This is a genomic window from Evansella clarkii (assembly GCF_002019695.1).
Taxonomy (GTDB): domain Bacteria; phylum Bacillota; class Bacilli; order Bacillales; family Salisediminibacteriaceae; genus Evansella; species Evansella clarkii.
Map to the genome: position 1 here is coordinate 1759300 of NZ_KV917376.1, position 13710 is coordinate 1773009.

A 13710-nucleotide genomic window follows, 5' to 3' on the forward strand; every position below is an offset into this window, starting at 1 on the left:
ATACTTAAGGCGGGCAGTCTTACTTAAGAGGTGATGCGAAATGGCAAACGGAGCAGTAGATAATAAAAGCACTGCCGTTCACAAAAAAGTGGACGATGTGAAACTGTACATTAACGGACAATTTAAAGAAGCTGCAAGCGGACGCTCGTTTGAAAATGTGAATCCCTTTACGAACGAAGTAATCAACAACGTGGCGGAGGGGGATAAAACGGAGATCGACGAAGCGGTTTCTGCGGCGGACAAGGCATTTAAAGAAGGTCCGTGGGGGTCTATGAAACTCGCAGAGCGGATGAAATATATCGAACGGATCGCAGACCTCATCGATGAAGAAGTGGAAGAAATCGCGGTTCTTGAATCCCTTGATACAGGGCTTCCGATCAAGCAGACAAGGAAAATGACTGCCCGTGCAGCGGAGAACTTCCGTTTCTACTCCCGTATGGTGCAGACAAAGCTTCATGGTGAAGCATACCAGGTAGATGATGAATTTATTAATTATACAGTTTACAAGCCTCTTGGCGTTGTAGGGCTGATTACTCCGTGGAATGCACCGTTTATGCTTGAGACGTGGAAGGTGGCACCGGCGCTTGCTACTGGAAACACGGTAGTTTTAAAACCGGCGGAACTGTCGCCGCTTACAGCGAACAAGCTCGCGGAAATCATTGACAAAGCTGAATTGCCTGAAGGTGTATTTAACGTTGTCCATGGTTTTGGCGAAACGGCAGGGGCTTCATTAGTGGGCCACCCTGATGTAAAAGCGATTTCGTTTACAGGGGAAACAGTGACAGGATCCACAATTATAAAAAATGCAGCTGATACATTAAAGAAAACATCGATGGAGCTTGGAGGTAAATCCCCGCTCATCGTTTTTGAGGATGCGGATCTTGACCGTGCCCTTGATGCGGCAGTATGGGGGATCTTCTCCTTTAACGGTGAGCGATGCACTGCCAACTCCAGGCTGCTCCTCCATAAGAATGTTAAAGACGAATTCGTCGAAAAACTCAAAAAACGAGTAGAGAATATTAAAATTGGCGACCCGATGGATACGTCCACACAACTTGGTCCGCTTATTGAAAAGAACCACTTTGAAAAAGTGAAGAAGTATATCGAAATTGCCAGAGAAGAAGGCTGTGAAGTTGTGCAGGGGACTGTGCCGGAAGAGATGAAAGCTGGGAACTTTGTACCGCCGACACTTCTGTTAAACGCGACGAACGAGATGACCGTCAGCCAGGAAGAAATTTTCGGTCCGGTAATGGCAGTCATTGAGTTTGAAACGGAAGAAGAAGCAGTAGCTATGGCAAACGATGTGAAGTACGGACTTGCAGGTTATGTATGGACGAATGACATGAAGCGGGGCCACCGTGTTGCACAAGCTGTGGATGCAGGAATGCTCTGGGTAAATTCCCAGAACGTACGGGACCTAAGGATTCCTTTCGGGGGCATGAAAGACAGCGGTATTGGCAGAGAAGGCGGCCACTTCGCCATCTTCGAATTTTACACAGAACCGAAAGTGATTCACGTAGCTATCAGTGACCACCATATCCCGCAGTTTGGGAAATAGTGTCCTGGATGTAGATAAGGATTCGTGGAATTGCGAGACCCAGGGGAGGATTCGTACGAATTCGAGGGCGGATCGCACGAGTTATGAGGTGATTCGCACAACTTCGGGAGCAAACCGCACAGGTTTAGATTAATTGCGCAGTTCAAATTAAAGGAGGGAACTATATGCCAGCTAAAACAGGCAAGGAGTATATTGAACGGTTAAAGAAGGCGAAAAATAATGTTTACGTCCACGGGGAAAAAGTAGAAGATGTTACGGAGCACCCGGCTTTCAAAGGTGTTGTAAAATCAATGGCACGCCTTTATGATCTCCAGTATGAAAAGCCGGAAAAAATGCTTTACACTTCCCCATCCAGCGGTGAAAAAGTAGGGATGACTTTTCTGCAGCCGAAAACTATTGAGGATCTGATCAGAAGGAGAGAAGCAATTCAGGAATGGGCGCTTACATCCGGCGGAATGATGGGGCGGTCCCCTGATTACCTTAACTCGGAAGTTATGGCTATGGGGATTTCCAACGGACTTTTCGCTGAGGCCGACCAGATGTTTGCGGACAATGCGGCAAATTATTACGAGTTTGCAAGAGAAAATGACATCAGTCTCACTCATACGCTGATCCATCCGCAGGTTAACCGTGCAAAAGCACAGTATGAGCAGAAGGACGCTAATGTAGCGCTTCACCTTGTGGAAAAGAATGCTGACGGCATTATCGTAGATGGTATTCGCCTGCTTGCAACACAGGGAGGCATTACAGACGAAATTCTTGTCTTCCCGTCGACGGTTAAGAAGGCGGGCGAACTGGACGATCCGTATTCCCTTGCTTTTGCTATTCCTAATAATACGCCTGGCCTGAAGTATATCAGCCGTGAATCCTTTGACTACGGCAAAAATGAATGGGATCACCCTCTGTCTTCCCGGTTTGAGGAGGGAGATGCAATTGTTTCTTTTGAAAACGTTTTCGTGCCTTGGGAGAGAGTCTTTGTATGCGGCAACTCTTCAATCTGTAACAGAACTTTCCGTGAGACAAACGCAGTTGTCCATATGTCTCACCAGGTCGTTTCAAAAAATGTAGTGAAAACGGAGTTCCTTCTGGGTACTGCTCTTTCGATTATGGACGCCATCGGAATCGATCAGTTCCAGCACGTGAAAGATAAAGGAACAGAAATTATGCTTACTCTTGAAGCGATGAAATCCCATCTGTATAAAGCAGAGCATAATGCGAAATTAGACAAGTACGGAACGATGACACCTGATTACTCCGCACTTGATGCAGCGAGAAACTGGTACCCGCGTATTTATCCTAAACTGGTGGAAATTATCAGAGTACTTGGCGCATCGGGCTTAATGGGAATTCCAACACAGGCGGATTTTGAAAATGATGAAATCGGCCATCTGATCCACCGTGGACTTCAGGGCAAGAATATTGAAGGCTATGAAAGAGTACAGCTGTTCAGGCTTGCCTGGGATATGACAATGAGTGCCTTCGGAAGCCGGCAGATGCACTATGAATATTACTTCTTCGGTGACCCGGTTCGCATGGGTATGACATACTTTGATAACTATGAAAAAGATATGTATAAAGAAAGAATTGCAAGTTTCCTGAAAAATACGAGCGTGCCAAAGCCTAAGGCGACAGAAGTATAGAGGGGGAAAAATAAATGGACTTTAATATTCTTCGTACCGCAAGAGCAGTTCTTAATGTTACTGATCTGGAAGCTTCAAAGAAGTTTTACGTAGACGCGCTTGGTTTTATTGAAACAGAAACTGTGGGGAACAGGATTTATCTCAGGGGGCTGGAAGAACATACGCACCACAGCCTCGTTCTTCAGAAAGCAGAGACTCCAAGTGTGGAAGTAATCAGCTATAAAGTGTATGCAGAAGATCAGCTGCAGGCACTTGCAAAGCTTTTTGCTGAAAAAGGACTGGACGTTACCTGGGTGGAAGATGGAGAGCAACATGCAGTTGGCCGAAGCCTTCGGGTCCAGGATGTATCCGGATTACCGGTTGAATTTTTCGCTAAGATGGAGACGGTTGAACGGATGCTCCAGCGGTATGATCTCTATAAGGGAGCGAAAGTACAGCGAATTGACCACTTTAACTGCATGGTTCAGGACGTGCAGAAAGCCTATGATTTTTACATTGAAGAACTTGGGTTTGCCTGTTCTGAGTACACAGCGACGGAGAAGGATGAAATCTGGGCGGCCTGGCTGCACAGGAAGCCAAGTGTCCATGATGTTGCATTCATGAATGGCAAAGGGCCGCGCCTGCACCATATTGGCTTCTGGCTGAGCGATCCAATGAGCCTGATTAATGCCTGCGACGTCCTGGCGTCTATGGGCTACACGAAGAATATTGAGCGTGGTCCTGGCCGGCATGGTTTGTCAAATGCATTCTTCCTTTATCTGCGGGATCCTGATGGTCACCGGATTGAGCTTTATAATGGAGACTATTTAACAAGTGATCCTGACTTCAAACCGATTAAATGGGATATTAATGACTCAAGGAGACAGACGTTCTGGGGGCACGAAGCACCAGACAGCTGGTTTAACGAAGCTTCTGAGGTGCTGAATATACTTTCCGGTGAACCAGTTGCACTGGCGGATGGTAAATTGAAACAGCGAAAGCCGACTTTTGTAATCTAGTAAGCGAGTAAACAGGCTGCGGTTCCGGCAATTGGGGATGCTGGCCGCAGCTTTGTTTTTCTGAGGAGTGTGAAAAACGGCGGGAGGATGCAGTTTTTATTTGTATTTTGGATCCTATCTGCGAAATCAGCGGATTAACCTGCGAAGTACGGGGCTCATCATGCGAAATCAGCTGGTCAACTTGCGAAATCACTCACCCAATTTGCGAAGCTGGATTCTATTCGTCTTCAAAACTTTAATTGATAAACCGTTAGATTGAAATAATTTTACGGACCGGGGGCAATAACATGAAAACAGTAAACTTAAGCTATTCTCCAGCTGATGAAAACTTAGATTGTAATCCGGAGCCATGTGTAATGGCGCTGGGTTTCTTTGACGGAATCCACCGTGGCCACCGAAAGATAATCGAAACAGCAGGAAAGATTGCCAGGGAGAAAAACCTGAAGCTTGCTGTCATGACTTTTTCGCCGCACCCGAGCCAGGTAATACCGGGAAATAAAAAGATCGTTAACTACTTGACCCCGCTCCCTGCCAAAGAAAAATTATTCCGGGACTTAGGAGTAGAGATACTTTACATAGTTAATTTTAATAAAGATTTCTCGCGGCTTTCTCACGATGGATTCACTAAGCTGTTTTTAGAGGGGTTAAAATGCAGGCACGCTGTGGCGGGCTTTGACTTTCAGTTTGGCTTTAAGGGACTGGGGAATATGGAATGGCTAACTTCTGCGGGGAAAAATAAGTTCGCCGTCACAACAGTAACAAAGCTGACGGAACGGGATATAAAAATAAGTTCCACTCATATAAGACATCTCCTGGACTCAGGAAAAGTCGACTCGATACCTGCTTTTTTAGGGAGGCAATATGAGACATCAGGAATCATAGTCAAAAAAGCCTTCAAAGGTGCAAAAGGCAAATGTAGATTAGTAAGTATTGAAGCCGCAGAAGAATGCTACCTGCCAGCAGACGGTTATTACCTTACTGAAATAAACGACGGTAAAAGGCTGTACAAAGGGATTTGTAATACATCAGGGGGGAATGTATTAGAAATACTCCTTTTTGAGTTTGCCCGGTTCGAAGCTGAAGAGGTAACTGTCAAATGGCTTGAAAAACAGACCGGCAGTTATTCAGAACAGGTAAAACAGGACCTGCATGATTATAAGGCGAAGCGAGAGGCGACACGAGTAATATAACAAGATAAAGGGTATAAAAAAGTACGGGTCCGCAGGGATTCGTGCTTTTTAGTGTTTCATTATTTTTACAATAATTTATAACTGATACTCTATTTCCATAGTTGTTGATTTTTGCTCCTGCGATTACTCGTCGCAGGTAAATAACGCTACAGTACGCTCGCGTGCCGCGGGCATTGCTTCAAAGAGCGTTACTTCACCGAAAACGCGTCGATTTGTTTCGACGGATATTCTGCGAAAGCCTAAGCTGGCAGAGGAAGAAACAGCTACCGTATGTAGAGACTTCTGTCTCTTCCTCTTAGAGCATCGCTTCGAAGCTGCATGTCGAGACAACTCGCAGTATTTCATGATGCTTTGCTCGTTGCTATTCCCGCAGGCGTCTTGCAACTTTCGCGTAAATCAACAATATATACAAAAATCAACATCAGCTCTTAACTAGCTTTTATTAAAGTCCACTTAGATGACAGAAGACTATGGAAAATCTATACTTGAGACAGACAAACTGATTTTTTAGAAACCAGAACTAGTGAAAACATTAAGTAAACCAACGAGCGTGGAAAAATTAACGCGCCAGGAGTTAAAGCAATTGCTGTAAAAAGGAGATGATGAAAATTAACAGGGAAGAGACGAGCGGTTTAATTGAAAGTGTTATGGACGATCTGGCTGAAAAGAAAGGGTTTCTTTCAATTACAGATGAAGCTGAACTGAGAAAAGTTTGCCGATCAGCAAAGGAAATTCTGAAAACCACGGATAAAATAATTAAAAGCTATATTCGCGTCTCGACGGATAAAGAAGGAATAGTAAGAATTCCCGCTTACAGAATACAGCACAATAATATCAGCGGTTTTTATAAGGGCGGCATTCGTTTCAGCGAGCATGTTAATGAATCAGAGGTGGAGAACTTAGCAATACTTATGACGTTGAAAAATGCTCTCCATCAGCTTCCTTACGGCGGGGCAAAAGGCGGGGTGCACGTAAATCCCCGAAAGGTGACGGAGAGGGAGCTTAATCTGATCAGCAAGAAATATGTACAGAGATTTAAGCCTGATATTGGACCGGACCACGATATACCGGCTCCGGACCTTGGTACGAATGAAAAGATTATCGACTGGATGGTAGGGGAATATAAAACAATCCACCCTGGAGAACCTTACTTAGGTTCTTTTACCGGAAAAAGTGTCGAGAACGGTGGTGCTAAAGGCAGGAGGGAAGCAACGGGGATTGGCACGTTCCTGAGCTATTCCTGGTTGATGAATGAATGGTACAAGAGTTTTTCAGATGGAGCCGGGGAGAACCTTGCCCGGAATAAACAATGGGAAACTATTCAGAGGCTCCATGAAAAAGCTTCAAATAAAATAGATATTAATGTAGCAGTTCAGGGGTTTGGAAACGTGGGCAGTGTTGCAGCTCTTGAGGCGTATAATTACACGAATCTAAGGCATAAAATTGTCGCGGTCTCTGACCAGCATGCAACACTGTATAGTAGCGATGGCCTTGATATTGAAACGCTGGATCAGTATGCTAAAATACATTTCAGCCTGCCGAAAACACAGGAAGAAGCGGACAAACTGAACCTGGGAGCAGAAGTGCTGCCTCCGGAAAGTGTACTTACTTGTGATTCTGATGTACTTATTCTGGCAGCGATAGAAGATCAGGTACGTAAAGACAATATGAAAGAGATAAAAGCTGATATACTTGTGGAAGGTGCAAATGCTCCCGTCTCCCTTGAGGCAGATGAACATTTTGAGAATGTGGGGAAGGTAGTCATTCCTGATATTCTCGCCAACGCAGGGGGAGTGATTGTTTCTTATCTCGAATGGAAACAGAGCAGAGTGAAAGAAATGTATACGCGGGATGAGATCATCGGGGAAATGTCCAGACAGATGAAAATGACATTTGACCGTGTATATGATGCATACTTTACTTCAGACAGTGATACGATGCGTTACCGTTGTTTTATGCTGGCGCTGGAACGCCTTACTTCGCTTCTGTATAAACAGGGGAAGCTGTTTTAGCCAGTGAGGGTTTCAAAACAATCGGGAAAATTAATTAAGCCATCTGCCGTCGAGCGGATGGCTTTCATATATGGATGGAGGCTGGCCGCTGCATTTCACAGGACCTGTCTTATCGTCCTGCATAAATCCTGAAGAGGAATGGAAGCTTTTGTATGTCTTGCACATATACTGTACTATAAAAGGAGTAAGGCTGCTTGTCTTAAAAGTAAATTATAAGGTAAAAGAGAAAGACAGGGATTAATTATGGACATTTTATCTGTGTTTGTATCATTAGTGTTTTTAGTAAATATTCTGTTTGCGGCAGTCTTGATTTTTATCGAACGGAAAGATGCCAGAACAACCTGGGCATGGCTGATGATCTTGTTTTTTATCCCGATTCTCGGTTTTATCATCTATATGTTTCTCGGACAGAATCTCACAAGAAGAAGGTTATTTGACTGGGAAGGGATAAAAAAGATAGGGATTGAGGACTTGATCCGACTGCAGATGAAACAAATAAAGGATGCTGATAACTTTTATGATGATCCTGCTGTGGATAAATACCGGGATCTGATTTATATGCATCTTGTGAACAATGATGCGCTCCTGACAAACAATAACAGAGTGGAAATCCTCTTTGACGGGCGAAAAAAGTTTGAAACGCTTTTGAGAGACATCCGTAAAGCGAAGAGTTTTATTCATATGCAGTATTATATTTTCAGGGATGACAACCTTGGCCGGGAGATTATTAATGCACTTACAGAAAAAGCGAAACAGGGCGTTAAAGTCAGGATTTTATATGATGAGCTGGGTTCCAGGAAATTACGGCCAAGAAAGTTCAGGGAATTGACGAAGTTCGGGGGAGAAGTAGGTGTCTTCTTTCCTTCCAAGCTGGCTCTGATCAATTTGCGTCTTAATTACCGCAATCATCGTAAGCTTGTAAATATTGACGGCCAGGTAGGGTATATTGGCGGTTTTAATGTAGGAGACGAGTATCTTGGCCTGAAAAAGAAGTTTGGGTACTGGAGAGATACACATTTAAGGATTCAGGGACAGGCTGTTGACGCTATTCAGACGAGGTTTATTCTGGACTGGAACCAGGCTTCCAAACAGTATCATATCGAATACGAAGAACGATATTTTCCGGAAAAGAAGCCAAGAGGGAATGCGGCAGTGCAAATTGTATCAAGCGGTCCGGACTCAGAATGGGAGCAGATTAAACACGGATATATAAAACTGATCCTGTCTGCCCGCAAGTCCATTTATATACAGACTCCTTATTTCATACCAGACCAGAGTCTGCTGGATGCGCTCCGAATCGCAGCTTTATCCGGTAAAGATGTCCGGCTGATGATCCCGAATAAGCCAGACCATCCGTTTATATACTGGGCTACTTTGTCCCATGTTGGAGAGCTGCTGAAGGCAGGAGCGAAAGTGTATATCTATGAAAAGGGATTTATGCATGCGAAAGCTATTGTTATTGACAGGGAAATTAACTCTGTAGGTACAGCGAATATTGATATACGAAGTTTTAACCTGAATTTTGAAGTAAATGCATTTATATATGACACTCAATCATCTGAAAGGCTGGCACAGCTGTTTGAAAAAGATATGGAGGATTCCACGCATTTAACCCAGGAGCTGTATGACAAACGATCTAAATGGATCCGGTTTAAGGAGTCGATTTCCCGGCTGCTGTCACCAATTCTGTAATTACAATACGGGAGAGTTCCGCCAAAAAGCTTAGCTCTTGGCGGAACTCTTTTTTTTATGGGGCAGACCCCTGAACGAAAAGTTCAGGGGTCTGCCCCATTGCTATCAAGTTAATAGAACTGGACAAAACATTCGTGCCCTCACTCGGAGCAAAACCAATACTCAAGTAAAGAAAGCGATTTTCGCTCCCGAATCAGTGAAGCATTGCCCGAGGCAAAGAAAACACTGCTAAATCGAACGAAGTGAAGATTAAGCAGATGTTGCACTTGTACCCTTGCGGTGAAAGTGGCTTCCCAGAGCGAAAGCCAGCATTACGATAACCAAGATCCGTTAACTTGATGGCAATAGGGACTGGTCCCGTGATTTTTGTCAACCTGTGACTTTTTGGCATAAATATTTCCTGTAGGGGTGTAAAGGTATTTTAACAGGGACTTATGGCCTGAGGGGAGGTTGGTGACTGGACAATCAAGAGAGGGCTACTGGAAACATAGAATTGATAAGGAGCAGATAGAGAGACAGAACGTTATTAAATCGCCAACATAATCAGAGCAGTTATATTTATATAAATTTTAAATGAATTTCCTTCCAGATAACAGTCCTTTTCAATCCCTACAAAAGTCATATGAAAATTATTCTGTTTAAGATTCAGAAAAGTGCGCATTTACTTCTTGCGGGAGCAGAACTATAATGTAAGTGCTTTCTGGCGGGACAGGCTTTACTCCGCCTCGGGCCAGTTTAAATTCCCATAACCTATACTGGAATGGTGGAAACGGGAATTTGAGCTGAAAACTTTTTACAGGAGGGAAATAAATGCCTTACCAATCATTTTGGTACCGTAAGTTTGCTGCAACGTTTTTAGCCGTGGTACTTGTTCTTTCTGGTTTTGGACCGGCAGCAGGCGCTGTGCAATTCACTTCAGCTGCTGCAGAGGGGGCTCCTGTACTTGACAGAACCCCGGCTGCTGATAATGAGAGCAGCGTCGGAGAAGCAGGAAAACGCGCAAACAGGACAGTGGAATCAGCAGAAATAATCGACTCAGTAAGTTTTTTAGCAGAATTCGATAAAACATATCCAAAGGGCAGGGACATAAATGATTATCTTGACCTGCTCATCGTTACAGGAGACGGAACGGAAATAGTTCCTGAAATAACCTCCTATGAAGTACAGCATGGAAGCCGCGAGAATGTAATTATTACACACACGAATGACGATTTAACAGGAACATACGGGACTTTATATGTAAATGATATTTCTGTCGGGTTTGATTTTGCTTCTATTTCAATAGCTGAACTAAGGGAGCAGGAGCTTGGCACAGTACATACGGTAACAGGGGTTGTTACCGCGCATTTTGAAGCTGGCGGCCAGACGAACATGTACATTCAGGATGATTCAGCCGGAATCCTTGTAAGAGGTACTGGCCTTGGCAGCATGTTCTCTATTGGGGACAAAGTCCGGTTTACCGGGGAACTTGACCATTTCCGTGACATGAAACAGCTGCTCGTAAATGATGGCGTTTCGGAACTCGTAGAAAGAAATGCGGAGCAGGTGACACCGGAATTAGTAACTTCCGCCGACTTAAGTGATGAAGATACTGCAGAAAACCTTGAAGCCCGCCTTGTAATGGTGCAGGATGCTAGGGTGGAAAATAACATTGGTTTTAATGATTTCCAGGCAACTGATTCTGCCGGAGAGTTCCTCGTTCTCGGAGAGGCGGCAACAGTTAGAGAGCACACGGATTATGACTATATTATTGGTGTAGTAAACTATCATTTTTACGAACATAAAGTAATGCCTCGTTTTGAATACGATTTAATCGAAGATGCAGCAGTAGTGCAGCCAGTAATAGCATCTCCTGGTTCAGGAGAAGTGGAACAAGGCACAGAAGTTTTCCTTTCTTCTTTTACAGAAGGGGCTGAAATCTATTACACAGCTGACGGCACAGAGCCAACTTCAGAGAGCACACTCTATGAAGGGCCGATCGAAATTACTGAAGAAACAACGATTAAAGCAATTGCAGTAAAAGACGGGCTGACAGACAGTCCTGTCAGGGAATTCAGTTATACGGTGCTCCCGGAAGCAGGATCTCTGGAAATTTACGATATTCAGGGAGCTTCTCATATTTCTCCATATGAAAATATGGTAGTAAGAGAAGTGCCAGGGATTGTTACTTATACGCAAAACAACGGTTTTTATATGCAAAGCGCCGAATCAGACGGTAATGTAAATACGTCAGAAGGTATTTTTGTATATAATCCGGGCCACGGTGTGGCGGCAGGCGACTCAGTGCTTGTTGACGGACGTGTAGTTGAGTTTGAGGAGAGGGGCTACGATGATAATAATGATCTGACTACCACACAGATTGTTGGTTCATCTCTTGAAGTGGAATCAAGCGGAAATGAACTGCCGGATCCTGTGGTAGTGGGAGTGGACAGAGATATTCCTTCCGTACTCCTTGAGGATCCTGATAACTATGATATTTTCGATCCGGACACATTTGACGCGGAAGCAAACGCACTCGATTTTTATGAAAGCCTTGAAGGTATGCTTATAGAAATTCCAGGCCAGGTTACAGTAACAGGGCCGCAGCAGTATAACGAGCTTACCGTTATCTCTGAAGAATTTGACTTAAGCAACCGGACTCCGGACGGGGGGATTTACCTCGAGGATGACGAGCCGAATATGGAAATTATGTTTGTAAATGTACCAGGTGGTACGGTTGCAAAAACAGGGGATTACTTTGAGGAGTCCATTCTCGGAGTTGTTGGATATAATTTCGGGAACTTTAAAATCCAGCCTGTGCAAGGTCTGCCTGAACTTCATGACGGCGGTACTGTTAGAAGAGATGAAACGACTATTGAGTTTGATGAAGATAAGCTTACGGTAGCGACTTATAATGTGGAAAACTTCTATCCTGGGGTTGGAAGTGAAAAAATCTTCAGGCTTGCTAATTCTATGGCGACTGAACTGAATGCGCCGGATATTGTTACACTTGTGGAAGTAATGGATAATGACGGAACGGCTGACAGCGGAAATACAGATGCAAGTGAAAGTTATCAAGTGCTAATTGACGAAATTCAGCGACTTGGCGGTCCGCAGTATGCTTATACGGATGTGGCTCCGGTTGACGGGGCAGACGGGGGCATCCCTGGTGGTAATATTCGTGTGGGGCATATTTACAGGACGGATGGCGTGCATTTGCCGGCTGGAGAGATCGGCGGGCCGGAAGATGCTCTGGAAATTGATGAAGATGGCAATTTAAATTACATTTCCGGACGAATTGATCCGTCTAATGATGCATGGGAAAGTGCCAGGAAATCTCTCGTAACTGAATTTATTTTTAAAGGCGAATCAGTTTATGTGATCGGCAACCACTGGAACTCTAAGCGTGGCGATACAGCAGTGTTTGGCATGGATCAGCCGCCTGTCCAGGTGAGCCGGGATCAGCGGGAAGAGATTGCAGAGGTTATCCATGATTTTATTGCGGAGCTGAAAGATAAGCAGCCGGAAGCAAATGTGGTCGTGCTTGGTGACTTTAATGATTTCCCTTGGTCGCCTCCGCTGCAAATTCTTGAAGGGGAAGGCATGCTCTATAACGCAATTTATGAGCTGCCAAGGAATGAACAGTTCACATACGTGTACAACGGAAATTCCCAGTCACTGGATTCCATTGTTGTATCCAGCCACCTTCAGGAGGGGCTGAAAGCGGATATTATGCATATTAATTCTCAGTTCATGGAAACACACGGACGTGCCAGCGACCACGATCCTATGATGGTGCAGCTGGAAATTCCGAACATTGATCCGGATTATGATATGGGAGATACAACCCCTCCGGTGATTGAATTTGTTGATCCTGAATTGAATGAAGATCCGAAAATCGTTCTGACAGTGGGAGATTCATTCGAAGTGCCAGCGGTAACAGCTGTGGATAATGTTGATGGAGATCTGACAGACCAGGTTACTGTGGAAAATAATGTGGATACTTCCCGTGCTGGAACATATACGGTTAGATACATTGTGGAAGACGCAGCTGGAAACCGTGCCGTAAAAACGTTAACGGTAATTGTTGAAACAGACGCAGCTCCTCTTGAGGAATTGGCCAATGGCTCGTTCGAAAGCTGGGTTGACGGCTATCCGGAAAACTGGGGAGGAAGCTCTACAAACATTGCAAGATCACGTGTTTCACAGTCAGCGGACAGCTATGATGGTGATCACTCTGTAAGGCTTGAAAACACAAGCACCAGCCATAACCGTTTTACAACACAGCCTTATTCCATGGTAGAGGGTGTGACATATGAAGTGACCTTTATGGCAAGGGGAAATGGAGAAATCCGGAACGCCATGTTCGCTCCAGGATATCACGGTAATAATTACAGCAACTATTCTCCTTATACTGTACTGGACGGTGAGAACTGGCAGGAAATCACCTGGGAATATACGGCTCCGGGAAATGGAGAAGCACAGATTATCTTTTCGGTGAGAAGTACGAGCGGTGACCATGTGCTGGTGGATAATGTGCAGGTGCAAGTAAAATAACAGATTGGAAGCATGTTAGCGCAGGAGAGGAAGGTTCCTCTCCTGTTTTCCATTTCCACCAATATATTAGTTGAAGGAACTACC

7 protein-coding genes are annotated in these 13710 nt (G+C 44.5%); all 7 read left to right on the forward strand.

Annotated elements, in window-relative coordinates:
• Positions 1–40 precede the first annotated feature (40 nt).
• Complete coding sequence (gene hpaE, locus BK582_RS08010; RefSeq protein ID WP_078594072.1) at positions 41–1558, forward strand: 5-carboxymethyl-2-hydroxymuconate semialdehyde dehydrogenase; 1518 nt, start codon at positions 41–43, stop codon at positions 1556–1558.
• A gap of 164 nt (positions 1559–1722) precedes the next feature.
• Positions 1723–3198: a 4-hydroxyphenylacetate 3-monooxygenase, oxygenase component gene (hpaB, locus tag BK582_RS08015; RefSeq protein ID WP_078594073.1), complete on the forward strand. Its 1476-nt coding sequence runs from the start codon at positions 1723–1725 to the stop codon at positions 3196–3198.
• A gap of 14 nt (positions 3199–3212) precedes the next feature.
• Positions 3213–4196: a 3,4-dihydroxyphenylacetate 2,3-dioxygenase gene (gene hpaD / locus BK582_RS08020; RefSeq protein WP_078594074.1), complete on the forward strand. Its 984-nt coding sequence runs from the start codon at positions 3213–3215 to the stop codon at positions 4194–4196.
• A 287-nt stretch (positions 4197–4483) separates the two neighbouring features.
• A complete protein-coding gene (locus tag BK582_RS08025; RefSeq protein WP_078594075.1) occupies positions 4484–5386 on the forward strand; it encodes a hypothetical protein in 903 nt (300 codons plus the stop codon).
• A gap of 599 nt (positions 5387–5985) precedes the next feature.
• Entirely contained in the window at positions 5986–7398 is a 1413-nt protein-coding gene (locus tag BK582_RS08030; protein WP_244895363.1) for a Glu/Leu/Phe/Val family dehydrogenase, read from the forward strand.
• Between the two features lie 243 nt (positions 7399–7641).
• Entirely contained in the window at positions 7642–9090 is a 1449-nt protein-coding gene (gene cls / locus BK582_RS08035) for a cardiolipin synthase (protein WP_078594076.1), read from the forward strand.
• Between the two features lie 810 nt (positions 9091–9900).
• A complete protein-coding gene (locus BK582_RS08040) occupies positions 9901–13626 on the forward strand; it encodes a chitobiase/beta-hexosaminidase C-terminal domain-containing protein (RefSeq protein ID WP_078594077.1) in 3726 nt (1241 codons plus the stop codon).
• Positions 13627–13710 lie beyond the last annotated feature (84 nt).

Excerpts from the sequence above, each read along its gene's own strand:
- hpaE (WP_078594072.1), top strand. The coding sequence starts at position 41 with ATGGCAAACGGAGCAGTAGATAATAAAAGCACTGCCGTTCACAAAAAA.
- hpaB (WP_078594073.1), top strand. The coding sequence starts at position 1,723 with ATGCCAGCTAAAACAGGCAAGGAGTATATTGAACGGTTAAAGAAGGCG.
- hpaD (WP_078594074.1), top strand. The coding sequence starts at position 3,213 with ATGGACTTTAATATTCTTCGTACCGCAAGAGCAGTTCTTAATGTTACT.
- BK582_RS08025 (WP_078594075.1), top strand. The coding sequence starts at position 4,484 with ATGAAAACAGTAAACTTAAGCTATTCTCCAGCTGATGAAAACTTAGAT.
- BK582_RS08030 (WP_244895363.1), top strand. The coding sequence starts at position 5,986 with ATGATGAAAATTAACAGGGAAGAGACGAGCGGTTTAATTGAAAGTGTT.
- cls (WP_078594076.1), top strand. The coding sequence starts at position 7,642 with ATGGACATTTTATCTGTGTTTGTATCATTAGTGTTTTTAGTAAATATT.
- BK582_RS08040 (WP_078594077.1), top strand. The coding sequence starts at position 9,901 with ATGCCTTACCAATCATTTTGGTACCGTAAGTTTGCTGCAACGTTTTTA.